Genomic DNA, 24,699 nt, shown 5'->3' with positions numbered 1-24,699 from the left:
GCTCTGCACCGTCAGCCGCACGGTCGAGGCCGGTACCCCGGTCACCGTGAAGGTCGTCGGCACGGACTGACCTGCCGCGGCGGGGTGAGGCGAATTTGCCTCGCCCCCCCGACGGACCAGCTGGCAGGGTGCGGCGCATGACGCCCCAGTATCAGATTCGCGCCGACCACGATGCGCGCACGATCGTGGTCTACCAGGCGTACTCGCCTGCCATCGCCGACGCGGCACTGCGGGCGGGCCGCTTCGTTGCGCCGTTCTCGTTCCACCGAATGACGTGGATCAAGCCGTCGTTCATGTGGTTGATGCACCGCAGCAACTGGGCCCGCAAGCCGGGCCAGGAACGTGTTCTCGCGGTGCGGATCACTCGGGAGGGCTGGGAGGAAGCCCTGTCCCAGGCCGTGCTGACGACCGCCGACCCGGCGGCAGTGGCCCGGGCAGCCGTTCATGTCCAGTGGGACCCGGAGCGCTCGCCGCGCGGAACGGCACTGAACCACTACAGCATCCAGGTCGGCATCAGCCGCCACCTGATCCGCACGTTCACCGACGACTGGATCGTCAGCCTCACCGACCTCACCCCCCAGATCCGCAAGGCCTCCGCACTGATACAAACCGGGCAGGCCGCCAAGGCGCAGCGGTTGCTCCCTGCGGAGCGTACCTATCCGCTGCCCCGCACCCTGGAGGAGATCGTTTCCCCGGGTAGATGACGACGGGCCGGCGGGATCCGCCCATGATCACCGCGCGACGAGCGCTTTCGACAAACGCCCCGGATCGTCAACCGGTGCCTGGACTACGCCGCTTACCCATCGGCGCCCGGCGGCTCATCCTGGCGTCCGGGGCGGGCTCGTGCCGTAGGGCCCTCTCGTTCACTGCTGTCCCTCAGACCTCAATAACCCCATCCGTCACTGTGGCATTCGGGTGATTTATGTCAATCCGCTAAGTTTCCTGCGCTTATGATCCACCTTCATGACAGCAGGTCAGAACACCCGAACGCCACAGGACTCGGCCGACGTGGTCGTCCTCGGGGCCGGGCCCGCGGGGCTGGTTCTCGGGAACCTCTTACTCGTAGCCGGAGTCGACTGCGTGATCCTGGAGCGGGCCGCCCGCGAGCACGTACAGACCAGGGCGCGCGCCGGTTATCTCGCCGAGCACACCGTGCGCCTCCTCGATCGGCACGGCCTCGCCGAGGGCCTCCGGCGCCGCGGACAACAGCACGGAGTCTGCGAGTTCCGTACCGAGGACGATCGCTTCCGGCTCGACTACAGCCGCCTCGGCGCCGGCGAGCAGCACACCGTCTATCCGCAACACGAGCTGGTCACCGACCTGTTGGCGCGGTACCTGGCCAACGGCGGCCGGATCCACTTCGAGACCGAGGCCGACGCCGTGCGCAACGCCGACGGTACGCGGCCCGCGGTCGACGTGCACGACGCGGACGGCCGCCCGAGCCGGTGGCACGCCCGGTACGTCGCCGGGTGCGACGGACGCCACGGCGCCTCCCGGCGTTCGCTCCCGGCCGGGGCGGTCCGCCGCTACCACCGCGACCACGGCGTGACCTGGCTCGGTCTCCTCACCGAGGCGCCGCCGAGCCTCGACGCCGTGGGCTACGCGATCCACCCCCGGGGCTTCGCCGGGCACATGGCCCGCTCCCCCGAGGTCACGCGGTACTACCTCCAGATCGCGCGCGGAACCACCCCCGACGCCTGGTCCGACGACATGATCTGGGACGAACTCGCGCTGCGCCTGGGCGCGGCCGACCACGGACCGCTCCGGCGTGGCCCGATCACCCAACGCACCGTCGTCGACCTGGAGTCCGACGTACTGGAGCCGCTGCGCCACGGCTCGCTCTTCCTCGTCGGGGACGCCGCCAGCCTGATCAGCCCGTCCGCCGCGAAGGGCGCGAACCTCGCGGTGCTCGAGGCGGAGATCCTCGCCCACGCCCTCACCGCCGCCCTCACGCGCTCCGATCCCGCCCCGCTCGACCGCTACTCGGCGCAGTGCCTGGCGTACATCTGGCGCGCGCAGGAGTTCTCGCACTGGATGATCCGGCTGCTGCACGCCGAGCCTGAGGCGGGCACCCCGCAGGAGGGCCCGGGCAACGGCTCGCTCTTCCAGGACCGGCTGCGTCGTTCCCGGATCGAGGCGCTGCGCACTTCGCGCACCCAGCAGGACTGGTTCGCGGAGAACTACGTCGGCCTCTGAGCATCCGGCCCCTCGTCACCCAGACCCCTGAGACCGGCCGGTCCTTCGGCTTGCCGTGCGTGCGTTCCCCATGCCCGCGAGCCGCCTCCGTTGCCCGCCCCGGCCGCCCCCGCGCTCCCGCCGCTCCTCCCCCACCGAAGCACGTCCAGCACCTCCCGAGTACCTCAATGGACCAGAACGAGGATGTCTATTCCATGACGACACCGATCTCGACACCCGCAGAGGCCATCGAGGCCACCGAAGCCGCCGAGGTCCCGCCTGCGGAAGCCCCCGGCGACACCGCCCGCCTGAGTGCCGCGGTCGATTTCGTCCGACACCAGGACACCGCCACCCTGCTGCGCCTCCTGCTGCCCGGTCTCGACGGCCTGGAACTGCGGGCGCTGGCCGACCGCTGCCGCTTCGCGCACGCCGCGCTGCTCGTCTTTCCGCCCGATGACCCTTCCCTGCGGCAGCAGTTGACCGCCTGCGGACTCGACGGGGACGCGGTGGCGCAGCCGAGCGTGGTCGTACGGGAGCGGCTGGCCCTGCGTCATCGACGCCAGGCCGGGGAACTGGACGTAAGGATTCTTCGCCCCTCGGTGCACTGCACCGACGGCGAGCGCCGGATGGTCGAGGTGTTCGCCCTGTCCGTCCCGCCGGGCTCGGAGCTGACGGAAGTCGCCGTGCACGAGCGGGCCTGGGACCACGAGGCGCACCTCGCCTTCGAGGTCGAGCGGCCGGACCCGCTGGTGCTGCGCGGCCTGTGCGAGACCTTCGCGCGGCACGGTGCGCTCGCCGACGGCGGTGGCTACAACCCGCACGAGGACGGCACGGTGGTCGACGTCGGGGCACCCCCCGACTCCAAGGCCGGGTACCGGCGGGTCGAGCTCTACGCGAGCGGCGACCACCGCAGCGTACTCACCCCCCACCTCGCCGCCTGCCAGGACGGTCAGCCGGCGGAAACGCTCCTGCGCCTGATGACCGGCGCCTGGACGACCCAAGCCCTCGCGGCGTGCGCGCAACTGCGGCTGCCCGAGGCGATGGACGCCGGGGCCGGCACGGGGCCCCGTAGCGTCATCGGCGTGGATGCCCTGGCTCGGGCCGTCGAGGCCGACCCGGGCAACCTCGCCACCTTGCTGCGTTACCTCGCCATGCTGGGCGTGGTGGCGGCGCAGCCGGGCGGCTTCCGCCTCACGGAACTCGGGGTACTGCTGCACGCGGACTCGCCGGGGTCGATGCGGTCGCTGGCCCTCATGTACGGCGGCGCGTTCTACCAGTCGTTCGCGCTGCTGGTCCATGCCGTGCGCACCGGGCAGACCGGCTTCGAGCAGCTCTTCGGCGAGAACCACTTCGACTACTTCGCCCGCCAGCCCGAACTCGGTGAACGCTTCGACCAGTCCATGGCCGCGAGCGGGCGCATGTTCGATCCGCTGCCCGCGCACCCGGTCCTCGTCGCGGCCGGAGCCGAAGCCGGCGCCCAGGTCGGCGCTCAGATCGGCGCTCAAGCCCACGCCGTACCCCGCCGCCGGACGGTCGTGGACGTCGCGGGCGGCACCGGCGAGCTGCTCGGCCGCATCCTGACGGCGCGCCCCTCCCTGGACGGCGTCCTGCTCGAACGCCCGCACGTCGCGGAGGCCGCCCGCCGGCACCTCGACGCGCTGGGCGTGGGGGCCCGCTGCACCTACCGGGTGGGCGACTTCGCTGACGTGCCTGCGGGCGGCGACGTGTACGTCCTGTCCCGGGTGCTGCACGACTGGGACGACGACCGCTGCCGGGAGATCCTGCGGGACTGCGCCCGGGCCATGCCGGCCCACGCCGACCTGCTCGTCGTGGAGCGGCTGCTGCCGTCGGACGGCTCGCCGTCGCTGGCCACGGCCTGGGACCTCCACATGATGTGCAACGTCGGCGGGCGCGAGCGCCGGGCCGACCACTACGCGGAACTGCTCGACGACGCCGGCCTCCGTCTCGTCGGCCACTCACCGCTGCCTCTGGGCGCGAGCGTCCTGCACGCCCGTAAGACGGCCACGGACGCCGCGACCCGGCTGCCGGCGCCTTCGTCCCGGGGCTGAGCGGCCCGCGATGATCACGCCCCACGTCCCACGGCACGCGGGGCCCTGGGACGTGGCGCGGCCAGGACGCCATCCCTGACCGACCCGCGCTGGGCCGGACTCCTGGGGAGGGCTGAGCCGGGCACCCGGCTCCCGTCCACGGCGAAAAGGATTTGGCCGCACCGGTCACCGGTCTGTACGGTGCCGGAGGACGTGACCGAACGAAGGAGGTGTGACCCATGAACGCTGTATGCAGGTGGGCACTCCCCCTTTCCGTCACGGTGGGCGGCTGACGCAGGCGTCGCCGGGAGTGCCTCAACGACAAGGCACTCCCGAAGGGCCGAAACCTATGAATCCCGCATCCTCCACTCCCCGTGCGGGCGATCCCGCCGTAGCGATCACACGGGTCGCGGAACACGAATGGCATGCCCTCGAAGGCGACCGGCCGGTCGGCCGCGGCGATGCGACGAGCCGGCCCGACGGGCGTCTCTTCCTCAGCATCGACGCATGGCACACCGGGGCTTTCGACCACCTCGCCGCCGCAATGGTGGCGGACCTCCCGGGCCCCCTCCACACGCTGGTCGACGAGGGCGACCTCGACTCGGCATCCGGGTGGCAACGGGCCGGCTTCGCGATCGGAAGGCGGGAGCGCGAGTACATCGTGCCCACCGACCCCGCGGCCACGGGGCTCGGCCTCGCAGAACCGCCCTCGGGCGTGCGGATCGTCCCCCTCGGAGAGGCGGAGCAGGAACCCCTGTACGCCTTGGACCGGGCCATTCGCGACGAGGTCGAGGCCACGGTCGGCTGGCGGCGGATGCCGGCCGAGGTGATTCCGCTCCCGGCCGGGGTCACCGTGGTGGACCCGTCGAAGTACGCGGTGGCAGTCCAGGCCGATCGCTACGTGGGGATGGTCCGACTGGCTCCCCGTCCCCGGCAACCGCGCATCGGCCTGATCGCGGTTCGGGCCGATGAGCACCGCCGCGGCATCGCCAGGGCGCTGCTGGCCTCGGTCCTGGGCGGGCTGCACCTCTCCGGGGTCGCGACCGTGCGGGCCGAAGTCGACGAATCCAACGAAGCGGCCTTGGCCTTGTTCACGAGCGCCGGAGCTCAACTTGCCAGTCGTAACCTTGAGTTGGTGCGCCGCTGACGCCCCGCCGGGGCCACTGTCCACACCGCCATTCATTTCATTGCCAACCACACCGTCACAGAACGGGAAAGTGAGCGAACTTGCCAAGAGCAGCAGGCGCCCTCGAGACCGAGGGCACCGTCATCGAGTGTCTGCGTAACGCAAACTTCAGGGTGGAGCTCGAGAACGGGCACAAGGTGCTCGCCCACATCAGTGGGAAGATCCGGAAGAACTACATCAAGATCCTTCCGTTCGACCGGGTGATCGTGGAACTCAGCCCGTACGACCTCACCCGCGGCCGCATCCTCTACCGCTACAGGTAACGGGCGCCGTTCCAGGAGTCCGTCCAGTACTCCAGCTGTGGATCGAAGTCTTACTGGTCGGGGCCTGTCCGGTAACGGGCGCGGCCACCGCTGATCGTCGGTGCGTGAAGACCGAAGATCAGCCGGTGGCCGCAGGTCCCGTACAGATCCTTCGAGGGCGGGCCCACTGCCGGCTGCCGCCGGACGCCGATCACCGGCGCTCGGGCCCGTAATCCTGCAGCCCGAACAGGGCGACGGCGTCGTCCAGTGCCTCGGCGAGGCGTCCCAGCCGTTCGGGTTCGACCTCTACATGACGCAGCCTCACCGGACCGGCCAGCGGAGCGGTGGCCAGCACCCCGCCCCCCTGCTCCGTGACGTGGACCAGGCGCCGACGGCGATCCTGCGGGTCCGGCGCGAGTACGACCAAGCCTCGATCGGCCAACCGGTCCAGCAGCTGTCCGATCGTGGCGGGATGCATGAAGAGACGCTCGCGCAGTGTCGCCAGAGGCACGGCCTGACCAGGGCCGGCCCAGTCGGCGACCATCCGCAACACTGCCAGCTGCTGGCCGGTCAGGCCGTAGTCGCGCTCGAGGGTTTGGTTGAGCTTGGCGAAAGCACGCTCCAGACGGGCCCAGGCCTGGACTACATCGATAGCTTCAAAATTATTATGTGCCACATACTAATGTGTATCATCGCACGGTGACCTACCACCACTCGCACACCCTCGAGATGCCTGACGTGTCACCGGAGACCATCTGGGAGATCCTCTCCGGCCCGACCGAACATCACCCGGCATGGGACGAACGGGTCGAATCCGTCACCCTGGACGGCCCCTTCATCGACGGCACCATCCAGTGGATCAAGTTCGGGTTCATGCCCGCACCGGCGAGGACCACGCTCGTAGACGTGATTCCCGGGGTGGGCTACAGCGACGACGTGTCCGTGAACGACGTCCCCAGCCGGTTCACCCACCGCATCGAGCCCGACGGCGCCGGTGGATGCCGAGTCACCTTCACCATCGCCATGCAGGAACCATCAGCCGAAGTCGTCGGCGCCGACTTCCCCCATCAGCTTGCCGCCCTCGCCTCCTACGCCCGCGAACTCAGCTCCGCCCGCCCTTAGCTTGTTCTTTATCTTCCAGCCCGCCCAAGCACATGAGAAGCGCTCGTAACCTGCACCTCGCAGCCTGCTGCTGAACCCGGGTGAGATGCTTCAGCTCATGATTGAGCCGCCTCGGATCGGCATCACGCCGGTGATTCCTCCCGTTGCCACCTCCTGGCAGCGCATCGACACATGGCTGGCCCGGAATGCGCCCGCTCGACTCGCAGAGCTTGCTCCTCCGGCTTCGCCGCATGCCGTCGACCAGCTCGAAGTCGCGTTGGGCCTACGTCTTCCCACCGACCTGCGCGCGTCACTGCTGTGCCACGACGGGGATTCGTCCTATCTCGGCATATTGCCGTGCGGCCCGCTGTACTCCACGGATGCAATCGCCGACGTGAGACAGAGGCGCATGACGATCTGGGAGGGTGAGGACGACCCAGACGAGCAGGAGACTCCCTGGTGGGGAACGGAGTGGATCCCCTTCGCTGGCGGCGATGGCGATGAGCACTTCATCGATGCGGGCCCGGGGTTGTGGCGTGACCATCTCGGTCGCGCCCCGCACGCCGACTATGCCTACTTCCTGGGGTGGCCGAGCCTTGGAACCTGGCTCCACGAGGTGGCTGAGGCCATGGAACACCACGATCGGACCGACCGGCTCGATCCCGTCGCCCATCCCTCCGTAGCCGAGGACGGAGAGATCGACTGGTGAGCGTTGTCAAGTCCGGTGGACTGCACTCGCATCGGCAGGTTTGGATCGATGTGGCATCCGGCATCGAACGACGTCTCGCACTAGGTCGCTCACCTGGGCATTCGCCGGACGTGGGGGCGGCCCTCGTCTGATCATGTGCTCCGACCAAGGTGCACGTGACCACGACGAAGGCCGTGAGGGTGAGTCTGCTGCCTGATTCTGTGCGGAGGGAAGCGTTCGCGGAAGCGTCACGCTTCCGGGGAGAGTCGCCCGGCGCTGGTCTCGTGGTTGCGCACGACGTGCTGGGCGGGGTCTTCGCGCTCAACGGGGGGGTCACCCCCGTGAGGCCGGTCGGCCCGGTGATCCCGGCGAGATCATCTACTTCGCCCCTGATGCGCTCGGCTGGGAGGCCTTGGGCGCCGGCCACTCGGCATGGTTGTCCTGGATCTTCTCCGGAGGACTCCAGGAGTTCTATGAAAGCCTGCGGTGGGACGGTTGGCGCAGTGAGGTCGCAGCGCTGGAGGGCCGGCAGGGACTGTCGTTCTTCCCGCCGTTGTGGTCGGCCGAGGCCCGCCAGGACCTGTCGGCGACCAGCCGTCGCGCGGTGCCCATGGCGGAACTCCTTGGCGTGAGCCGAGACTCATGCCTTCAGTTCGACGGCGCTGACCCGGGGTTCCTCGGCGTCGCATGAACCGGCTCACCTGTCCAGACGCCGGTAGCAGACGAGGGTGGCGACGATGCCGGCGAACGCGAGGAAGTGTTCGGCCTTGCGCTCGTAGCGGCGGTGCAGACGGCGGCATCCAGCGAGCCAGGCCACCGTTCGTTCCACTGTCCAACGGTGGCGACCCAGGCGCTGAGAGGGTTCAATGCCTTTCCGGGCGATGCGCGGGGTGATGTTGCGGGAGCGCGGCAACGTTCGCAGGTGGTCGGAGTCGTACCCCTTGTCGCCATGGAGTTTGGCGGGCCGTCGTCGCGGTCCGCGACGGGATCGGATGGGCGGGATGCCGCGGACAAGGGATTCAAGGCTGGCTGTCGTGGGTGTTCGCGCCGGAGACCCCGATCGAGTGGGGCAGACCGGACCGCTCGGCGATCAAGTGGATCTTTGAGCCTTTCGTGCCGAGCTCCACTCGGCGAACCTGCCCGTCGGCCACCGCTCTGGGGACGCACCGGAGCAGCCGGGGACCACCCGCTGAAACAACTCCCCCGACCCGTCCGGAACCGGCCGCGCCACCCACGATGTCACAAGAGCGAGCCTAGTGATCAACCCAGTTGAGACGGCCCCTTGGTCGAACCGGCCGTAGTCCGCTCCGGCCGGCCGGCTGGTGGTGACGTGCAGAACCGCGAGGGCATCGAGCGCCGCCGTCATCGACTAGCCGGAGCGCAACGAACCTGCGCGTGAGGATTCTCGGCGTGGTCCTTCGGTAGCCGGTTGCCGCCCGTGGCCTCCCCCGGGCGGGGGAGGTGGATACGTCCGGCGGCGGACGTGGCCGGGGCGGTGAGGCCGGAGGCTGGGTACCTGCCGACAGAAGGAGCGTCCGGGTGGAACGCTGGGATCGGGTTGGGCGGAACGCGGCATATGGCGCGGCTCTGGCCCTGTCGCCGTACTTGCTGATCAAAGTCTCGTGGGTGGCCGGCTCCCTCGTGGGGGTGCTGCCGGTCGGCAAGGGGTTCGGCCTGGCGGAGTGGGTGGTGCTCAACGTCGTCACGGTCGGCATGGCGGTCATCGGGATCGCTCTGGCACTCGCGCTGGTGCGGCCGTGGGGGATGCGGGTGCCGGGGGCGCTGGTCGCGTTCTGTTCCTGGGTGGGCTCGGGGTTGCTCGTCTCGGTGCTGCCCTTCGGTCTCTTGAGTGCGCTCCTGAATGTGGGCGGTGACTCGCAGGGCGGCGGCGGTGGCGGCGGTGATGACCCCGTCATGCCGGTCTGGGAAGGGGTACTCGTCCAGTTCGGCTTCGCGGGGATGGGGCTGGGGCTGGCTCTCGCGGTGCCGGCGTATCTGCGGCGCCGCTGGCCGGACGCGTTCATCGGGCGCGTCGGTGACGGTCCGCGTGCGGTGCCGCCGTGGGCGGCCTTCGTCGGTGCCGCGGTGGGCCTGGTCTGGCTCTACTGGGCGGCCGGCGGCACCCTGGGCATCGCCCGCCCGGCCCAGCGGACCACCGACGGGTACGTGCTGACCGCCGTATGGGGGTTCTGGGCGCTCGCCGGATCCGCTGCCGTCTGGACGGTCGCCCGGGCGCGTCCCGCCGGGTTGCCGCGCTGGATCCCGTTGCTGCTCGGGTGGGTCGGATCAGGCTCGCTGTTCGCATGGAGCGCCTGGAAGCTCCCCCTCATGCTGTACGTGGTGGCGGCGGATCGGGCCGATGTCATGCCACCGGAGAACGCTGCCGTCGGAGTCGTGCTGCACCTCTGCGCAGTGGTGGCAGGCGCGGCGATGATGCGGACGCTCGTCCGTCCGCGCTCCCGCATCGAGGACCTCCCGGCGCGCGTCGAGACGAGGGGCTGATCAGCGCATCGTACGGTTGGCGCGGGATTCCTCAAGGCACAGTGCACGGAACTCGGTTGGGCTGAGCCCGTACGCCTCGCGGAAGGAACGGCTGAAGACCACTGGGCCGCTGAAGCCCCAGCGGGCGGCGATTGCGTGCACCGGTTGGGAGGCCGGTTCGGGGCGGCCGAGGTCGGAGCGGGCCTGCTCCAGGCGGCGCCGGCGAATCCGGACGTTGACGCTCTCCGTCTGGCTCTGGAAGAGCTGGTGGAGACTGCGTACGGAGATGTTGTGGCGGGCCGCGATGACGGACGGGGTGAGATCCGGATCGCTGAGGTTGTGCTCGATGAAGGCGTAGATCCGCTGCAGGAGGGCCTGGGCACGGACTTCGGCGGGGAGCTGCTCCTCGGAGTCCAGGTGCTGTGCCAGGCAGGCGGTCGCGAGGTCGATGGCGACCGTGTCGAGCCGGCGCAGCTCCGCCGGCGTGCACTCGGGGCCGTGGTCCTCGAGGGCGGTCATGAAGGAGGCCAGGATCGCTGCGATGCCGCGACGGCCCGGTATGCGGCGGGCGAGCAGTTGGTCGAGGCGTTGGGTGCGCAACGGCAGCACGTTCCGGGGGATTTGCAGGATCATCACGCGCACCGGGCCGCCGTTGGTGAGGATCTCGTTGTCGGAGGGCCTCGAGGTGTCCCAGAGCAGGAGGTCCCCGGCACCGACGGTGCATTCGTTCCTGTGCTGGGACAACGACGTGGCGCCCTGCCTCATCAGCGCCAGCTGGTACAGCTCCGGGTCGCCGCTCCGGATCATCGCCGCCGTGCGACGTGAGCGCAGGGGTGACAGGGCGAACCTCGCCACGCGGAGTTGCCCCAGGTCCAGCACGGCTGCCTCGCCCTGGAAGTCGGCGGGCCGATCGCTGCTGAGCGCGGCGGGCATCACCTCGCGCGAGATCAGGTCGGAGAACCAGTCGAAGCGTTCCCTGGCCGGCACCCCTCCCGACGACACCATTGACCACATTCCGCGCCCCCACCTGTTCGGCCTCTTCAGCAGGGATCAAGCATGCGACAGCGGGGTGCCAGACGACGCATGGTTCGTTCTCCGCGTGGCGTCGGGCAGTCAACGCGTTCAGGCTGGAAACGCGGCTCCGCTGACGACCGCGTCGGCGGTCAGGGCCACCAGGTTCTGGGTCCAGCAGTCCGACTGCTTGGTGGCGACATCTGCGCCACAGGCTCCGCAGACAAGATTGGGTCCGTCCTGGCCGTCGAGCCCGCAGCAACCGTTGTGGCGCTCGTCGTCCGGGTGCGGAGCCGTTCCATGTACGTCGTCGGGATGCAGGATGAAGAGCGTGGCGTCCTGGCTGATCGCGTAGGTTCCACGGGCCATCCGCGGAGGGGCGATCCGATGACTGGACCGCTGACCGGTTTCTCGCGCGGGCCGCGCCTTCTGGAGATCTCCGGTGAGCGGATGCCCGCAGTTCGCGCAGGTGAAGAGTGGCACCAGGAAATTCTACCTGTCCAGGCAGCGTCGTCCTTGGGAATACCTCCGAGCTCGCGGATCCGCCGACCCCACACGGGGCGAACATACGAGGGGCAGCGCTGGACGGGCACCAGGACGACAACTGGCGCCCGCCCACACGCAGTTCAGGAACATGTGACCTCGACCTGATCCGATCGGCGCGGTGATGAACCGGCCGCGGCTACCGGGACCCGTCACTCAGACGATGCCGGTGAACCGGTCTTCGACATAAGCCTTCCTCGCCCGATCGTCGCGCTCGGAGCCCAGGTACCGAGTCCAGGCCTGGGTCTCGTGCCAGACGGCACCCATCTCCCACACGCAGAACGTGCCGCGGTGGTTGCCAGGGAAGGTGTGCAGCTGGAACGGCCCGTCGTTCTTCGCGAACACCGTTTCCCAGAGCTCGTTCTCGCCGCGCCAGGTCTGCACCAGCAGGAACGAGAACGTCGGCGTGCACTTGTGGAGGATCACGAAGCCCAGCTCGTCGTCGAACGGCAGCTCCGCGGAGAGGAGGAAGTCACGGGCCTGCCGGCGTTCCTCCTCGGAAAGATCCAGCTCGGCCCGTCGCAGGTCGTACCACTTCAGATGGGCGCCGGGCAGGCGCAAGTCGTCGGCGGGCGTTATCAGTTTCGGTGCGTGGCGATAGGTGTCGGCGACGCTGCCGCCACCGGGAAGTTCGGTCATGCGGCAAACCTAACCCGGCGAACGTTGCCGCTCCCGCTCCGCTGCGGACCCATTGACCAACACGAAGAACTCACGGCCTCCGCACCCGCACGCGGAAGGAGCGATCCTCACCGGGCGGCCGTCATCCGCACCGCGCAGGAACGCCGCGAGCTCCGCGGAGACACCCTCGCCCACCCGATCGCCAGCATGCACGGGCACATCGTTCCAGACGTCCGAACTCACACCCGACGAGCTCGCCAAAGCCATAGGGGCCCCGGCATGCGGCCCTGACCGCTACGGCAGAATCACGGTGAACGAGGCGGACACAGCGGTGGGGGTGGGGGAACGTGGGGCTCTTTGGCTCGCGAAGCCGACGCAAGGGCATACCGAACGAGCCGGCCCTATTGGCCGCCGCTGCCGAGAATCCCGGTGGCAGCGTCGCCGAGATCGACCCGACGTACATCAACGACCCGAACGGCTACGTACCCCCCGAGGCGATCCGCGGTGCCTGGTTGGTGGACGGTGACGGGAAACTGACGGGCGAGTATCAGGAGAATCCCCGTCACGGGGTGCCACAAGACGACTTCAGCAAGCTCACCGATCCTGATCACTGGCTCGGCTGGCTCGGCGACGATCCCGCGGCCGCCGTCCGGGAGGGCATCGAGGAGTCCTTGCGCGCCCAGGTCGCGGACGCGGTCGTCGAGTGGGTCAAGATCCTGGAAACGCCCAAGTTCCTCACGGGTGGACGTCAACCTGCCGAGAACGAACGGGTCATGGTGGTCACCCGCGCGGCACTCGCCGCGCCGTTCGCGCTGTCCGTGCGCTCAACGCAGCACGGGCGTTCCATCCTCCTGGGGGTGTTCTCCTGGGCAGCGGTGAACCTCGCTCCGCCCAAGGTCCGCAGGGACCGGAACTGGTTCGACCTGGGCGTCGGCCTGGACTGGGCCGGTGAACGCCTTCCGGCGCGGATCTACGAGATCGACGGCGAGGACGGCACCACCGAGAGGTAGAGAGCGGGGTCCGGCTCCACATCCGTGACGAGGACACCAACGGGGGGGGCGTTGGACCTTGGACCCGCGAGATCTGCCTGCCGCTGCACCACCGCTCGGGCAGCAGGGGAAGCCGCCCGACGTGGCACCGGTGGTGCCGCTCGGCACCGTCGCCCCGCCTGCACCGGCTCCCGCGGACGGGGGCCGGCTGCCGCGGGGCCTCCCAGTTCTCCGGGATCGGCGGCGTCGGCATCAACAGGGCGAAGAAGCCCGCCACCAGGCTCTCGACGAGGGCGATCGGACCGAGCACCACCGTGCCCCAGGCCCGCGCAGACCGCCAGCAGCATCGTCACGGCGCCCACCGTGCTCAGCGCCGCCAAGGCGAATCGCGCGAAGTCCACGAAGGAAAGGCCTGTGACACCCGGGTCCGGCTTGGCCGCCGGGTACACGACGAGCCGCACAGCCATGTGAACCCCGCAGTACGTCGGCCCGTCCGCCCAGCTACGTGTGCCCAGCTCTCCCGAGCAAGTCCTATGAGGAGCCCCTCGCTTCGCCCAAGGAGCCTGCTCCTACAGTGGAGGGCCAGGTCAGCGGCCTGGGACTGTCTCTTCGAAGGAGTGCGGCATGGGGGATACCGGGGCGCCCGGCGTTGTGGCGGAGGGGCTCGAGGAATACCGCGGGGAGCTGACCGGGTACTGCTACAGGATGCTGGGGTCGTACGCCGAGGCCGAGGACGCCGTACAGGAGGCGCTCGTGCGGGCGTGGCGGAGCACCGACCGGTTCGAGGGCCGGTCGACGCTGCGTACGTGGGTGTACCGCATCACCACCAACGTGTGTCTGGACGCCCTCGCGGCGGGCAAGCGGCGGGCGCTGCCGATGGACCTGTCCGGTCCGAGCGGGGGCGACACCCCTCCATCGCCCCCGCAGGACTCCGTCCTGTGGGTGGAACCCTGCCCCGGCGGCGATCCCGAGACGGCCGCGGCGACGGGCGAATCGGTCCGGCTGGCGTTCGTCGCCTCGCTGCAGCACCTGCCGCCCAGGCAGCGGGCCACGTTGATCCTGCGGGACGTCCTGGGCTTCTCGGCACGCGAGGTCGCCGACCTGCACGGCTCCACCGTCGCCTCGGCGAACAGCTCCCTGCAGCGGGCCCGGGCCACACTGGCCGACCGCCGCGGTGCGACGGACGGTCCGGCCGCCGAGCCTTCGAGCGACAGCGTCCGCCAGGTGCTGGCCGACCGGTACGCCACGGCCTTCTCCCGCTACGACATGGAGGAGCTGAACATGCTCCTGCACGTCGACGCCACGCTGTGCCTGCCCCCGTACGCGAAGTGGATGCGCGGCACCCCCGACATCCACGCGTGGCTCACCGGCCCCGCGATCGGTTGCCGCGGCTCACGTCTGGTCCCGACCATGGCGAACGCTTCCCCGGCGTTCGGCCAGTACCGCCCCCACGCGGACGGCGCCGGCTACGTACCCTGGGCCCTCCAGGTCGTCGAGTTCCGCGACGACCGGATCAGCGGCATCACGGCCTACCGCGACACCGACCGCCTCTTCCCCCTCTTCGGCCTGCCGGACCACCTGGGCGAGGCGCAGCCCGACTCGGCGCCCGAGCCCGCCCACTTGGCCGCGTCCTCGACGAGCCGGTGAAGGACGCGGACCGGGACGAGAGCCAAGGGCCACAGCCCACACGCAGCACCGGCGCCGCAGACACTTACCGCCGGGGAACAACCCCCGGATGATCAGGTCGACGGGCAGGCGATGAGGCATACGTGGGGCTGCGGTGACTCTGCGGACCATGTGCCCCTGATGATCGAGGCGATCATCACCGCCGAGAACGCAGAGGACACGATCGGAGCGGCCGCCGTGCTCACCGCGCCGCAGTCGCCCAACGCCCGGGAGCGACCGCTCTGGGCTCGCCGCGACAACCGTTGAGCGATGCCGGCTTCGACCGGGATCCGTACGTTCCCCGTTCCCTTGCGGAGCCTCGCCTTCAGGCCACAGCTCGTACTCGGGCACGCCGAGACGGACATGCATCCAATGGGCACTTCTGGGCTCACGCCCCCGAGCTGCCGCGGCCGATCCGGTCCACCGGGATCCACAGTTGGGAAGCGGTTTCCGTGCCGACCTCTACCGGCTGCGTCCGCAGGAGCTCCGGGCCCGGCCGGGTCGTGTACGGGTTCGAGGGGAACCACTGGGTGAACACGTCGCGCCACAGCTCCTGGAGGGCGCTCGGGTAGGGCCCGTGGTTGTCGAAGACCGCCCAGGTTCCGGCCGGTACGTCGAGGGCGTCGAGTTCCTCCGCGGCCGCCCCGGGGCTGGCCACCACGCCGATCCAGTAGTCCACTTCGGCGCCCTCCTCCCGGCTGTCGGTCAGGTGGACCACCGCCGACAGGACACCCTCCGGCTCCCGGTGGACCAGCTCCTTCATCCGTACGATCGCCTGCTCGTCCAGGCTCGCGAGGTGCGCCGCGGCGGCCGCGTTCAGGCCCTCGTGGACGAGGGGGACCCGGGCCTTCCTGCCGACGACCCGGAACGGCTCCTTCTCCACGATCCGGTACCGCATGGCCGTACCCCCTTCGACGACGACACGGAAGGACATCCGCGGCTGTGCCGTGAGCACCGCACCCGTGCGCCGGGCCTCCCCCGGCCCGATGCCGTGCACCGACCTGAACGCGCGGGCGAACGCCTCGCCCGAGCCGTACCCGTACCGCACCGCGACATCGAGCAGGGTCAGTTCCCCGGCCAGCACCTCGGCCCCGGCGAGCGTCATCCGCCGGCGCCGTACGTAGACCGGGAGCGGCATTCCGGCGAGCGCGGAGAACAGCCGCCGGAAGTGGTACTCCGACACCGCGGCGATGCGGGCCACCTCGGCCATGTCGACCTCGCGGTCGAGGCAGGTCTCCAGGTGGTCCAGCGCCTGATTCAGCCGCTCCAGCACGTGCATCCGTCCTTCGCCCTTGTGCTTCCGCCGTACGAACGCCCACCCTGGCCAGCAGCAGCGGGGGCCGCAGCGGCCGGCACCGAGCCTAAGCCGGGGTTGTTCCCCGCGTGCGCAGCCCTGGCGGTCCAGTCCCTGGCGCGGCCGTCAAGGCGTCTTGAGGGAGTCGAGAGGGCTCCGGCGCGCCCTCGCCCGACATAACCCGTGCGGGAACTGTCGGGCGGGCGTCCCCGGCATCGCCGGAGGCTTGCACCCATGACTGATATCGAGGGAGTTTGCGAGCCGCGGTTCGCCGCGGTCCGTGAGGCACTTGCGGCGTTGCTCGGCAAGGACGATGTGGGTGCCTCGGCGGCCGTCTACGTGGACGGCGAGCCGGTGGTCGACATCTGGGGCGGGTACGCCGATGCGAGCCGGTCCGTCCGTTGGGAGCGCACCACGCTCACCTGCGTGAACTCGACGACCAAGAACATGACCGCCCTGTGTGCGCTGATCCTGGCCGACCGGGGCCTGCTCGATCTGTCCGCGCCGGTCGCGTCCTACTGGCCGGAGTTCGCCGCGGCCGGCAAGGAGAGCGTGCTGGTACGGCATGTGCTGTCGCACACCGCGGGCCTGCCTGACCTGTCCGGGTTGACGGCGGTCGAGGAGCTCTACGACTGGCAGGGCGTGACGGCAGGGCTGGCCGCGCAGGCTCCAGAATGGGACCCCGGAACGGCCGCCGGCTATCACGCGCTCACCTTCGGGTTCCTCGTCGGCGAGATCGTCCTCCGTGTCACCGGCCGCACTCTTGGCGAGTTCTTCGCCGAGGAAGTGGCGGGGCCGCTGGGTGCGGACTTCCACATCGGGCTCTCGGCCGAGCATGACCACCGCGTCGCACCGCTCATCCCGCCGTCCTCCCTGACCGACGAGTACTCCGCCAGTGCACCGCTCGGGCTCGACGGCACGCGCCGGGAGAACACCGGTGCCGCGATCCGGGTCAGGGACGTCAATTCCTTGCCCTGGCGTCGCGCGCAGATCCCCGCGGTGAACGGCTTCGGCAGCGCCCGGTCCGTCGCCCTCGTCCAGTCGGTACTGGCGAACCGGGGATCGGCCGGCGGAGTGCGGCTGCTGTCTCCGCAGGGCTGTGAGCCCGCCTGGCAGGAGGTGTTCCGCGGCGACGACCGGGTCCTGCGCACGCCGATGTCCTGGACCGTGGGCTTCGGCAGGTTCGGCAACACCTTCGGCTGGGGCGGCTGGGGCGGCTCGCTGGTCGTGAGCGATCCCGACGCACGCATGACGGTGGCCTACGTGATGAACCGGATGACCGACCGGGACCGGGAGGAGGACAACCGCGGCATGGAGATCATCATGGCCGCGTACGGCGGACTGCACTGACGGGGCGCGGGGGCAACCCCGTGCGCGCTACCCCTTCCGCGCGGACGTCCAGCCCTGGCGGCGGAGGTTCTCGAATCCGTCCAGGAGGAGGTCCAGGGCGAATTCGAACTCGAACTGGTCGTCGCAGCCGCCGCCGACCGTCGAGCCCCCGTCGTGCGCGGCCGTCGCGGCCAGTTCCGCGATGTGCGGGTAGCGCGCCGCCAGCCCGGGGTCCGGTGGGCCCGCGGAACCCGAGGTGTCGAACAGTTCCTGGCTGAAGCCGAGCAGTCGGCTGCCCATCGCGTGCATGACGTGGTGCGTGAGGTCGGCGGAGAGCCCGCCGTCCCGGAAGCTCCCGGCCATCGAGTCCAGGTACGCCAGCACGGACGGGGTGGGGCCGGTCCGCGACTCGATGACACGGGCCGCCCAGGCGTGGCGCAGCAGGACCCGCCGGGCGGAGAGGATCCGCTCCCGGACCACGTGCCGCCAGTCGGGGCCCGGGGCCGGCGGGTCGATCTCGTCCACGACGGCGTCGGCCATGCCGTCGAGCAGTTCCTCCTTGTTGGCCACGTGCTTGTAGAGGGCCATCGGTACGACGTCCAGCTCCTGCGCGAGCTTGCGCATGCTGAGCGCGTCGATGCCGTTGGCGTCGGCGAACACGACGGCGGCGCGCAGGACGCGGTCCCTGTTCAGGGGGATCCGTTGCGCGTGCGTGGCTTCCTGCCGGGTCATTCGGTGCGGCCTTCCCTCCTCGACGGCGTCCTCTCCTTGACGAGTGTACGCCGTACACCTATGGTTGCCGCCAGGTGTACGGCGTACACCACCATCAAGTGAGGGGTACCGAAAGATGAGTCCGGACCGGAGAACCGCGGTGGCCACCGGGTCGCTGTTCCTGCTGACCGAGGTCGCCGCGATAGCCGGGGCGGTGCTGTACCGCCCGCTGCTGGGCGCGGCGGACGGCCGGATCCCGGAGGGCGCCGACACGCGGGCGCTGCTCGGGGTGATCTGCGAAGTGGTGCTCGTGGTGGCGGTGGCCGGTACCGGGGCGGCACTGTTCCCCGTCCTGCGGCGCCACGGCGAGGGGCTCGCGCTCGGGTACGCCTTCGGGCGGCTGATGGAGGCGGCCGTCATCTCCCTCGGGATCGTCTCCGTCCTGGCGCTCGTCACCCTGCGGCGGGACGCGGGGCCGGCGGCCGGTGCCGACGTCGCGCTCCTGGCCGTGCACGACTGGACGTTCCTGCTCGGGCCCAACATCGCCCTCGGCCTGAACACCGTCCTGCTCGCGTACGTGGCCTACCGCGCACGGCTCGTGCCGCGCTTCATCGCCGTGCTCGGGCTGGTCGGCGGGCCGCTGATCTGCGCCTCGGCCGTCGCCGTGATGTTCGGGGCCTACGAGCAGCTCTCCGTGGCGGGGTCGGTCGCCGCCCTCCCGGTGTTCGCGTGGGAGTTGGGGCTGGCGGGGTGGCTGCTCGTCAAGGGGTTCCGGCCCGCCTCAGCCGGCGCGTCCCCGGCGGACGTGGACGCGGACGCGGACGCGCCGATCCTGGCCGGTATCCGCGGGTGAGGCCGACCCGAGGCTGACGTCGGCGCCGTCCGGGGCGACGCGCGGGCGCTGACCGGCCGGGGCCGTGCGGGTGGGGTGCGGCGCGGTGTGGCGCGGTGTGGCGCGGCGCGGCGGCAAGGCGGCGATTCCGCGGCCCGATTGGTCTGTTGTGGGTACCCACGGTGGGGGCACCTGGAACACTCGGGGTGCCCGCCGAGGGCCGTCCACACGAGTGCGCGAAGGGAACCGCCAGCATGGACTACCGGCTCGAACTGATCCCCCTCCCGGTCGCCGATGTCGACCGCGCCAAGGACTTCTACGCGAATCGGCTCGGCTTCAAGGTCGACCTCGACTTCAGCCCGACCGAAGCCTTCCGCGTGGTCCAGCTGACGCCCCCGGGCTCCGCCTGTTCGATCGCCATCGGCGTCGGCGTCGTCTCCACTCCCCCGGGCTCCGTCCAGGGCCTGCACCTGGTCGTCGACGACATCCGCGCCGCCCGGGAAGAGCTACTGGCGCGCGGGGTCGACATCGCAGAAGTGCAGGACATGACGGCACCGGGCAAGCCCGTCGTCTCCTACGCGGCGTTCAACGACCCCGACGGCAACGGATGGACCCTGCAACAACTCCCCGGCTGACAGCGCCGCCCCCTCACGGCCGGACCGGACCGCGGGAACCGGCGTACCAGCCGTCCGCGCCGCCGCCTTCCGACGGGTCGTACGACTGGTGCAGTCCGAGCAGTGCGGCCACCAGCCGGGGGTCCCAGCTCCTGTCGAGGACCCGGTACTCGTCCGCGACCCCACGGAAGACGATGTGCGCCCGGCGCGAGGAGTCGCGCCAGATCACCCTGCGCGGCTTGCCGAAGGCTCCGTCGCCCTCGCCGAGCAGGGAAAGGATCAGCCACACCAGGCTCACGGGCAGGCCGAGGGGCCACCACACCGCCCACCAGAACAGGCGCCCGCGCAGGCCGCGCAGGGAGTGTCCGGTCACCGATTCGACGGTCCAGCGCGCCCGGGCGCCGAGCAGGGCACGTCCGCGCCGGTACGTGATCCGGCCCAGCGGGGCGCCGTACGGATCGTCGACGCGGTACACGGCGGGGCGTCCGCTCACGCGCGAGCTCGTCTCCTCCGTGGACACGCGGGCTATCGCGGTCTGGCCCTCTCCGACGACGTCGAAGGTACGGGCGGAGGGGTGCGCGGCACTTCCGTGGCCCTCGGGTACGCGGCAGAGCAGCCCGACGGCGACATCCCCCTCGCGCCCCTCGCCGTCGCCGCGACGGACGACGACCGGCAAGGACGTCGCGTACCGCACGTTGTACGTCATCCGCCCCTGGGCCACGCTCAGTCCCTCCCCCACGTCGCCGCACGGCGGCGCTGTCCGGCCCTCATGATCGCATTCGCCGCTCAGAGGCAGCGGGCGGGCCAGCCCTGAGCGGCGAGGTTCCGCGGGCAGCCGTGGTTGACGTGGCGGTTTCGCCAGAAGGTCAGTGTCGGTGTCGGTGTCAGAGCTTCTCGTCCGGATCCACGTTCAAGAGCACCTCGCAGTCACAACCGCCGCCGGCGGCCAGCAGACCGGACTCCAGCTCGGGCCATGCCAGCGACCTGGAATCGGCCCAGGCCCGGGAGAACTTCAGCGTGTGATCACATTCCGCATCGGCGAGGCTCACCTCAAGGTGTTCGAGGAGATCATCGAGCTCTTCCCGGTCGATGCCCAGCACATCCCACTCGTCACGCTTGCGCTCTGCCTTGTAGGCGTCGCGCAGCATCCGTCGGCGATCCTTCTCGGATGACATCTGCACAACCCGCTTCTCATCGAACCCGCCAAAACACCGACTCTAGAACCCGCCCGAACCAGAACCCGCATCGGGCACGGCCCCAGAGCGGGGAAGACATGCCATCGCCATTGGAACGCCTCCAGGCGCTGCTCGGTGAGCCGGAGGAGGCATGGGGCTGGCCCCGTCGAGAGGTCTGGGAGGCCTCGGAACGGCACCTCGGTGTCACGCTGCCCGCGGACTACAAGGCCTTCATGGACGTGTACGGGCCGGGGACCCTCGACGGGTACCTCCACCTGGGCCGGCCGACGGGGCTCATGACCCCTGCCGAGCTCGAGGACTACTGGTCCCTGGATTCCTGGCGCGACGCACGCCGGGGATGGGAGGACCTCTACCCCTTCCCCTTCCACCCCGACCCGGGCGGGCTCATCCGCTGGGGCCACGACGAGCACGGCAGCGAGTACTACTTCCTGGTCAGCGACCCGGACCCGGACAACTGGGAGATCGTGGTCGGCAGCGAGTGCGCGGAGTGGTACCGCACCAGCGGTACCTTCACCGGCTTCGTGATGCGCTGCTTCGACGGCCTCGACCGGGCGCCGTTCATGGACCGCGCCTGGCCCGAGGCCCACGCCCGCTACGAACCCTTCGACATGTAGTGCCGGTGCCCGGGAAGGCCTGGTCGGGCTTGAACCGGGACGGTGCTGCGGCCCTGCCGTCTCCTCCCCGCGGTGCACGGGCGAATCCCCCGCCGCGACGATGCGTACGTCAGCCACGCTGGTCAGCGTCTCGTCCGTGAGCAGCCGGACCGCCTGGTCGGAGCCGCCCAGGACGCGCCGATGATGCTGCCGTGGCTGCTGGGCGGCGCCGACGCACCGACGGTGGCGAGGCTCCTCACCCGACTGCCCGCGGACACCTACGCGGTCCGCACCGCCCGGTGGATCCTGCATCCGGGTCGTGGGCAGGGATGGCGATCCCCAGCTCGCGCCGCGGTTGCGTGCGGAGGTGCCCCACCCCGGCCGCCGGACAACGGCGGGCCGGGGAAGGGTGGTTGCCTGGTGAGCGCTACGGCTTGAGCAGCTCGCACATGGCGTTCTGGGCCCCCTCCATCAGCTTCTGCTTTCCGGCGCTCTGGTCGTAGTTCAGGCCGTGGTGCTCGTTCGCGACGTAGAACAACTGCTTGGTGCCGTCCTCGCTGGCGAACCAGCGGCTGTGGTAGCCGATCACGTCACCGCCGTGCGACCAGACGAACGGGCCCGGGCCGTTGGCGCATTGGAGCTGCCAGTGGGTGACGCCGAGACCGTACTGGTTGAGGGTCCCCGCCCCGATCGGGACACCGGTCTTCCACTCGGCCAGCTGGGCCGGCGGCAGCACCTGCCCCTGCAGGAGGGCGCGTTCGAAGGTGGCCTGGTCCTGGAGGGTGGAGATCATCGCACCGGCCGGGCCGAACAGTTCGACGTTGGACCGGGTCGCGTCCGCGATCGGGGGCTGCCATCCGAACCACACCGCCGGCCACATCCAGCCGCGGAGGAAGTTGCCGTAGATGTCCACGGACGATTCCGGGTAGCTCGTACCGGTCAGGTTCAGCGGGGTGATGATGCGGTTGGTGACCTCCACCGACGGGGAGTTGCCGGTGACCGCCTGGATGATCATTCCGGCGAGCACGTAGTTCGTGTTCGCGTACTCGAAGGTCCTGGGGAGCGGCTTCGGCGGCCTCTGGGCCAGCGCCGTGCTGACGAGCTGCTGCGGCGTGTAGTGCGTGTTGACGTTGCGCATCAGGTAGTAGTCGGTGTTGAAGGCGGGCATGTAATCCGCCAACCCCGAGTTCTGGTTGAGCAGTTCCCTGATGGTGATGGTGTTGCCGTCGTAGCCGTTCGCGTTGACCGCGTTCGGCAGCCACTTGGCGACCGTGTCGCTCAGCGACAGCTTGCCCTCGGCCTCCAGTTGGAGGACGACCGCGGCGGTGAACGTCTTGGTGTTGCTGGCTATCCGGAACTTCGCGGCCGGGTCCAGCGGGGTCGACGAACCGCGCACGTTCGACCCGGCCGTGACGTAGGTCCTCGATGCTCCGTCGACGATCGTGGCCATGACCCCCGGATACCCGAGCTGGATACCGGCGTTGGCGGCACTCTGGAAGTGCTGGGCAGGGGTGAGCGCGGCCGTGCCCGACGCCGTTCCCGATGCCGTTCCCGATGCCGTTCCCGACGGCGTGTCCGACGACGCGTGCGACACCTGTGCCGTGCCGGCCAGGACGGCCAGGCCGACCACGGCGCCGAGCAGGGACGTGCGTAATCTGCGCATAGGGGCTCCCATGGGTGCTGCCCGGACCGGGTTGAGGGCCGGGCGAGGGTGGACGTGCGTGAACGGAAGGGACCGGGGCCCACCGACCTCATGGCGGATCGAATGGGCACTCGGGAGGCGTGACTGTACGCAGGATGAGCCGCCCCGTCTTGGAAGAAGTTGACCTCGCCGCCCTCGAGAGCCGGGCCAAGGGCATGCGATCGATGCGCACCTGCCCGGCCACCTCGCTACCGCCCGTACGCCATGCCGACGCGCGGGTTCAACCCTCGGAAACACTCGGCTGGACTCCGCCGACCTGCTTGATCACCCGCATCCTGGAGCGGACTTCACCGTGACCCGGAGCGGCCCGCTGCGGCGGGCGCACCGTCCGGTGCCTCTCGGTTCGGCGCCGTGCGGTGCGTCCTCGAACGCGCCTGATACGTCGACGCCCCCAGCCGTTGCGCGTCCAGATGACGCTCTGGGCGCGTCCCCCCTGTTCGCCATCCGCCGGCACGGATCGCCCACCTCTCCGGGACGGAGGGCTCCCGGCCCAGCAGCGTGGGCCGGCGGGGCTGTGCGGTCGCCCGGTGCGTCAGCTGCGTCGCCCTGGGCCAGAGGCTGCTCGGAACCACATGGCGCACGTCAGCGTCCGTCCAGATGTTCGCAAGATCGTGAACCCTGACGGAGGACTCGCCCATGACGGCAACAGCTGCCCGCTACCTGTACCTCGCGAGGCACGGTGAGGCCTCATCGGACGAGAGCGAGCTGACCGACGGCGGTCGCCGGCAGGCCGCCCTGCTCGGGGAGCGGCTCCGCGGAGCCCCTCTCACGGCGATCCACCACGGCCCGCTCGCGCGCGCGGAGCAGACGGCGCAGCTGGTCTGCGAGCAGCTCGACGGTGTTCCTCTGCGGCGTTCCGGACCGGCCGGCGACTACATCCCCTACATGCCGCAGCGCGAGGAGCTTCCGCCGGAGTCGGCCGACGCCATGCTCGGCCACCTGGCCCAGTTCCCGGCCGAGGAACGCGAGCAGGGCCCCGGCCTGGCCCAGGAGGCTCTGGCTCGGTTCACAGGACCCGTAGCGGGCGACGAGCCGCGCCACGAACTCGTCGTCACCCACAACTTCCTCATCGGCTGGCTCATCCGGGACGCCCTCGACGCCCCGAAGTGGCGCTGGATGGGCATCAACCACGCCAACGCCGCGCTCACCGTCATCCGCTACGCGCCCGGCCGACCCCCGTCCGTCCTCCTCTTCAACGACACCGGCCACCTCCCCGCCGACCTTCGATGGACCGGCTTCCCGCCCGAGCTCCACATCTGAGAGCAGCGATCCCCCGTCGCAGGCAGCCATCGGACGAAGACCCCGTGACGGCGCCCGGCTCACCCACCGGCGGGGCGCCGCCGGGTCAGATGCCCTGGATGCAGCGGGCGGCCGCGTCGACGAAGGCGTCCTCGGCGTCCTCGGCGTCCTTGGCGGCCCCGCGGGCAACGGAGAGCTCCTCCCGGGTCGCACAGGGCTGCCGCATCCCGTACGTCAGGCTGAACATCTCGTCCACCGCGGCGCGCACGGCCTGGTCGGCGATGAGCACGCGCAGCGCGAGCAGCGGTCGGGTGACGGCGGCCGGGGTCCGGTGACTCTCCTCGCGCAGGGCTGCGGACGGACCGCTCGGCGGCGCGCTCCTGGAAGCGCCCCGAGACGATCGAGCCGAGCAGCGTGCCGACGGTGGCGAGGGCGGCGGTGG

General features: G+C 70.3%; 27 protein-coding genes and 1 pseudogene. 17 read left to right on the top strand and 11 right to left on the bottom strand.

The window, feature by feature from the left end; all coding sequences use genetic code 11:
• Nucleotides 1–137: 137 nt before the first annotated feature.
• From ACWGDE_RS06705 to infA, 5 genes are all read left to right on the top strand, one after another.
• Nucleotides 138–704, top strand: a complete 567-nt coding sequence (locus tag ACWGDE_RS06705) for a DUF4291 domain-containing protein (protein WP_453387889.1) — start codon at nt 138–140, stop codon at nt 702–704.
• 259 nt (nt 705–963) lie between these two features.
• Entirely contained in the window at nt 964–2,196 is a 1,233-nt protein-coding gene (locus ACWGDE_RS06700; protein ID WP_453387888.1) for a 4-hydroxybenzoate 3-monooxygenase, read from the top strand.
• Between the two features lie 194 nt (nt 2,197–2,390).
• Nucleotides 2,391–4,244, top strand: coding sequence for a methyltransferase (locus ACWGDE_RS06695; protein WP_453387887.1), 1,854 nt, complete (start codon nt 2,391–2,393; stop codon nt 4,242–4,244).
• 328 nt (nt 4,245–4,572) lie between these two features.
• Entirely contained in the window at nt 4,573–5,370 is a 798-nt protein-coding gene (locus ACWGDE_RS06690) for a GNAT family N-acetyltransferase (RefSeq protein WP_453387886.1), read from the top strand.
• Nucleotides 5,371–5,450: 80 nt separating this feature from the next.
• The gene (infA, locus tag ACWGDE_RS06685; protein ID WP_401180220.1) at nt 5,451–5,672 is read left to right on the top strand and encodes a translation initiation factor IF-1; all 222 of its coding nucleotides are present in this window, start codon (nt 5,451–5,453) and stop codon (nt 5,670–5,672) included.
• 190 nt (nt 5,673–5,862) lie between these two features.
• On the opposite strand, the gene ACWGDE_RS06680 is transcribed toward infA, so the two are convergent.
• Complete coding sequence (locus tag ACWGDE_RS06680; protein WP_453387885.1) at nt 5,863–6,327, bottom strand: MarR family winged helix-turn-helix transcriptional regulator; 465 nt, start codon at nt 6,325–6,327, stop codon at nt 5,863–5,865.
• 23 nt (nt 6,328–6,350) lie between these two features.
• Between ACWGDE_RS06680 and ACWGDE_RS06675 the strand changes: the two genes are divergently transcribed.
• From ACWGDE_RS06675 to ACWGDE_RS06665, 3 genes are all read left to right on the top strand, one after another.
• The gene (locus tag ACWGDE_RS06675) at nt 6,351–6,773 is read left to right on the top strand and encodes an SRPBCC family protein (RefSeq protein ID WP_453387884.1); all 423 of its coding nucleotides are present in this window, start codon (nt 6,351–6,353) and stop codon (nt 6,771–6,773) included.
• 97 nt (nt 6,774–6,870) lie between these two features.
• Nucleotides 6,871–7,461: an SMI1/KNR4 family protein gene (locus ACWGDE_RS06670; protein ID WP_453387883.1), complete on the top strand. Its 591-nt coding sequence runs from the start codon at nt 6,871–6,873 to the stop codon at nt 7,459–7,461.
• Nucleotides 7,462–7,813: 352 nt separating this feature from the next.
• Nucleotides 7,814–8,131: a DUF2625 family protein gene (locus ACWGDE_RS06665; protein WP_453387890.1), complete on the top strand. Its 318-nt coding sequence runs from the start codon at nt 7,814–7,816 to the stop codon at nt 8,129–8,131.
• Between the two features lie 6 nt (nt 8,132–8,137).
• Here ACWGDE_RS06665 and ACWGDE_RS06660 read toward each other — a convergent pair.
• Nucleotides 8,138–8,558 (bottom strand): annotated as a pseudogene (locus ACWGDE_RS06660) (IS5 family transposase); the annotation flags it as partial.
• 421 nt (nt 8,559–8,979) lie between these two features.
• Here ACWGDE_RS06660 and ACWGDE_RS06655 point away from each other — a divergent pair.
• Nucleotides 8,980–9,942 (top strand): hypothetical protein, encoded by a 963-nt coding sequence (locus tag ACWGDE_RS06655; protein WP_453387882.1) that lies wholly within the window; start codon nt 8,980–8,982, stop codon nt 9,940–9,942.
• Here ACWGDE_RS06655 and ACWGDE_RS06650 read toward each other — a convergent pair whose 3' ends face one another.
• From ACWGDE_RS06650 to ACWGDE_RS06640, 3 genes are all read right to left on the bottom strand, one after another.
• Nucleotides 9,943–10,935 carry an AraC-like ligand-binding domain-containing protein gene (locus ACWGDE_RS06650; RefSeq protein WP_453387881.1) on the bottom strand — a complete coding sequence of 331 codons (993 nt, stop codon included), beginning with the start codon at nt 10,933–10,935 and terminating at the stop codon, nt 9,943–9,945.
• A gap of 108 nt (nt 10,936–11,043) precedes the next feature.
• The gene (locus tag ACWGDE_RS06645) at nt 11,044–11,301 is read right to left on the bottom strand and encodes a hypothetical protein (protein ID WP_453387880.1); all 258 of its coding nucleotides are present in this window, start codon (nt 11,299–11,301) and stop codon (nt 11,044–11,046) included.
• 330 nt (nt 11,302–11,631) lie between these two features.
• Nucleotides 11,632–12,114 (bottom strand): hypothetical protein, encoded by a 483-nt coding sequence (locus ACWGDE_RS06640; protein ID WP_453387879.1) that lies wholly within the window; start codon nt 12,112–12,114, stop codon nt 11,632–11,634.
• A gap of 383 nt (nt 12,115–12,497) precedes the next feature.
• Here ACWGDE_RS06640 and ACWGDE_RS06635 point away from each other — a divergent pair, with 383 nt between their 5' ends.
• The 3 genes from ACWGDE_RS06635 to ACWGDE_RS06625 all read left to right on the top strand — a co-directional run bounded on the left by ACWGDE_RS06635 (nt 12,498) and on the right by ACWGDE_RS06625 (nt 15,014).
• Entirely contained in the window at nt 12,498–13,103 is a 606-nt protein-coding gene (locus ACWGDE_RS06635; RefSeq protein WP_453387878.1) for a hypothetical protein, read from the top strand.
• Between the two features lie 603 nt (nt 13,104–13,706).
• Entirely contained in the window at nt 13,707–14,729 is a 1,023-nt protein-coding gene (locus tag ACWGDE_RS06630; RefSeq protein ID WP_453387877.1) for a sigma-70 family RNA polymerase sigma factor, read from the top strand.
• A 159-nt stretch (nt 14,730–14,888) separates the two neighbouring features.
• A complete protein-coding gene (locus ACWGDE_RS06625; protein WP_453387876.1) occupies nt 14,889–15,014 on the top strand; it encodes a hypothetical protein in 126 nt (41 codons plus the stop codon).
• A gap of 121 nt (nt 15,015–15,135) precedes the next feature.
• Here the strand turns inward: ACWGDE_RS06625 and ACWGDE_RS06620 are convergent, their stop codons facing one another.
• Entirely contained in the window at nt 15,136–16,020 is an 885-nt protein-coding gene (locus ACWGDE_RS06620; RefSeq protein WP_453387875.1) for an AraC family transcriptional regulator, read from the bottom strand.
• 255 nt (nt 16,021–16,275) lie between these two features.
• On the opposite strand from ACWGDE_RS06620, the gene ACWGDE_RS06615 reads away from it, so the two are divergent.
• Nucleotides 16,276–17,391, top strand: coding sequence for a serine hydrolase domain-containing protein (locus ACWGDE_RS06615; RefSeq protein WP_453387874.1), 1,116 nt, complete (start codon nt 16,276–16,278; stop codon nt 17,389–17,391).
• A 27-nt stretch (nt 17,392–17,418) separates the two neighbouring features.
• Here the strand turns inward: ACWGDE_RS06615 and ACWGDE_RS06610 are convergent, their stop codons facing one another.
• Nucleotides 17,419–18,102: a TetR/AcrR family transcriptional regulator C-terminal domain-containing protein gene (locus tag ACWGDE_RS06610; RefSeq protein ID WP_453387873.1), complete on the bottom strand. Its 684-nt coding sequence runs from the start codon at nt 18,100–18,102 to the stop codon at nt 17,419–17,421.
• Nucleotides 18,103–18,241: 139 nt separating this feature from the next.
• Here ACWGDE_RS06610 and ACWGDE_RS06605 point away from each other — a divergent pair, with 139 nt between their 5' ends.
• Together ACWGDE_RS06605 and ACWGDE_RS06600 are read left to right on the top strand one after the other, a co-directional pair.
• Complete coding sequence (locus ACWGDE_RS06605; RefSeq protein ID WP_453387872.1) at nt 18,242–18,934, top strand: DUF4386 domain-containing protein; 693 nt, start codon at nt 18,242–18,244, stop codon at nt 18,932–18,934.
• 233 nt (nt 18,935–19,167) lie between these two features.
• A complete protein-coding gene (locus ACWGDE_RS06600; RefSeq protein ID WP_453387871.1) occupies nt 19,168–19,548 on the top strand; it encodes a VOC family protein in 381 nt (126 codons plus the stop codon).
• 13 nt (nt 19,549–19,561) lie between these two features.
• Here the strand turns inward: ACWGDE_RS06600 and ACWGDE_RS06595 are convergent, their stop codons facing one another.
• Both ACWGDE_RS06595 and ACWGDE_RS06590 read right to left on the bottom strand, forming a co-directional pair.
• Nucleotides 19,562–20,233 carry a hypothetical protein gene (locus ACWGDE_RS06595; protein ID WP_453387870.1) on the bottom strand — a complete coding sequence of 224 codons (672 nt, stop codon included), beginning with the start codon at nt 20,231–20,233 and terminating at the stop codon, nt 19,562–19,564.
• 178 nt (nt 20,234–20,411) lie between these two features.
• On the bottom strand, nt 20,412–20,675 hold the full coding sequence (locus ACWGDE_RS06590) for a DUF2695 domain-containing protein (RefSeq protein WP_453387869.1): 264 nt from the start codon (nt 20,673–20,675) through the stop codon (nt 20,412–20,414).
• Nucleotides 20,676–20,800: 125 nt separating this feature from the next.
• Between ACWGDE_RS06590 and ACWGDE_RS06585 the strand changes: the two genes are divergently transcribed.
• On the top strand, nt 20,801–21,337 hold the full coding sequence (locus ACWGDE_RS06585) for an SMI1/KNR4 family protein (protein ID WP_453387868.1): 537 nt from the start codon (nt 20,801–20,803) through the stop codon (nt 21,335–21,337).
• Between the two features lie 406 nt (nt 21,338–21,743).
• Here ACWGDE_RS06585 and ACWGDE_RS06580 read toward each other — a convergent pair whose 3' ends face one another.
• Nucleotides 21,744–22,979, bottom strand: a complete 1,236-nt coding sequence (locus ACWGDE_RS06580) for a serine hydrolase domain-containing protein (protein WP_453387867.1) — start codon at nt 22,977–22,979, stop codon at nt 21,744–21,746.
• Nucleotides 22,980–23,654: 675 nt separating this feature from the next.
• On the opposite strand from ACWGDE_RS06580, the gene ACWGDE_RS06575 reads away from it, so the two are divergent.
• The gene (locus tag ACWGDE_RS06575; RefSeq protein ID WP_453387866.1) at nt 23,655–24,278 is read left to right on the top strand and encodes a histidine phosphatase family protein; all 624 of its coding nucleotides are present in this window, start codon (nt 23,655–23,657) and stop codon (nt 24,276–24,278) included.
• 85 nt (nt 24,279–24,363) lie between these two features.
• Here the strand turns inward: ACWGDE_RS06575 and ACWGDE_RS06570 are convergent, their stop codons facing one another.
• Entirely contained in the window at nt 24,364–24,546 is a 183-nt protein-coding gene (locus ACWGDE_RS06570; protein WP_453387865.1) for a hypothetical protein, read from the bottom strand.
• Nucleotides 24,547–24,699: the final 153 nt, after the last annotated feature.

Source organism: Streptomyces sp. NPDC054956 (assembly GCF_053609185.1).
This window is presented reverse-complemented; position numbering and strand designations above follow the sequence as displayed.

Coding starts and splice junctions, on each gene's coding strand:
- ACWGDE_RS06580 (WP_453387867.1), bottom strand. CDS start 22,979: ATGCGCAGATTACGCACGTCCCTGCTCGGCGCCGTGGTCGGCCTGGCC.
- ACWGDE_RS06590 (WP_453387869.1), bottom strand. CDS start 20,675: ATGCTGCGCGACGCCTACAAGGCAGAGCGCAAGCGTGACGAGTGGGAT.
- ACWGDE_RS06575 (WP_453387866.1), top strand. CDS start 23,655: ATGACGGCAACAGCTGCCCGCTACCTGTACCTCGCGAGGCACGGTGAG.
- ACWGDE_RS06650 (WP_453387881.1), bottom strand. CDS start 10,935: ATGTGGTCAATGGTGTCGTCGGGAGGGGTGCCGGCCAGGGAACGCTTC.
- ACWGDE_RS06640 (WP_453387879.1), bottom strand. CDS start 12,114: ATGACCGAACTTCCCGGTGGCGGCAGCGTCGCCGACACCTATCGCCAC.
- ACWGDE_RS06630 (WP_453387877.1), top strand. CDS start 13,707: ATGGGGGATACCGGGGCGCCCGGCGTTGTGGCGGAGGGGCTCGAGGAA.
- ACWGDE_RS06700 (WP_453387888.1), top strand. CDS start 964: ATGACAGCAGGTCAGAACACCCGAACGCCACAGGACTCGGCCGACGTG.
- ACWGDE_RS06695 (WP_453387887.1), top strand. CDS start 2,391: ATGACGACACCGATCTCGACACCCGCAGAGGCCATCGAGGCCACCGAA.
- ACWGDE_RS06705 (WP_453387889.1), top strand. CDS start 138: ATGACGCCCCAGTATCAGATTCGCGCCGACCACGATGCGCGCACGATC.
- ACWGDE_RS06690 (WP_453387886.1), top strand. CDS start 4,573: ATGAATCCCGCATCCTCCACTCCCCGTGCGGGCGATCCCGCCGTAGCG.
- ACWGDE_RS06595 (WP_453387870.1), bottom strand. CDS start 20,233: ATGACGTACAACGTGCGGTACGCGACGTCCTTGCCGGTCGTCGTCCGT.
- ACWGDE_RS06615 (WP_453387874.1), top strand. CDS start 16,276: ATGACTGATATCGAGGGAGTTTGCGAGCCGCGGTTCGCCGCGGTCCGT.
- ACWGDE_RS06645 (WP_453387880.1), bottom strand. CDS start 11,301: ATGGCCCGTGGAACCTACGCGATCAGCCAGGACGCCACGCTCTTCATC.
- ACWGDE_RS06600 (WP_453387871.1), top strand. CDS start 19,168: ATGGACTACCGGCTCGAACTGATCCCCCTCCCGGTCGCCGATGTCGAC.
- ACWGDE_RS06585 (WP_453387868.1), top strand. CDS start 20,801: ATGCCATCGCCATTGGAACGCCTCCAGGCGCTGCTCGGTGAGCCGGAG.
- ACWGDE_RS06625 (WP_453387876.1), top strand. CDS start 14,889: ATGATCGAGGCGATCATCACCGCCGAGAACGCAGAGGACACGATCGGA.
- ACWGDE_RS06610 (WP_453387873.1), bottom strand. CDS start 18,102: ATGACCCGGCAGGAAGCCACGCACGCGCAACGGATCCCCCTGAACAGG.
- ACWGDE_RS06670 (WP_453387883.1), top strand. CDS start 6,871: ATGATTGAGCCGCCTCGGATCGGCATCACGCCGGTGATTCCTCCCGTT.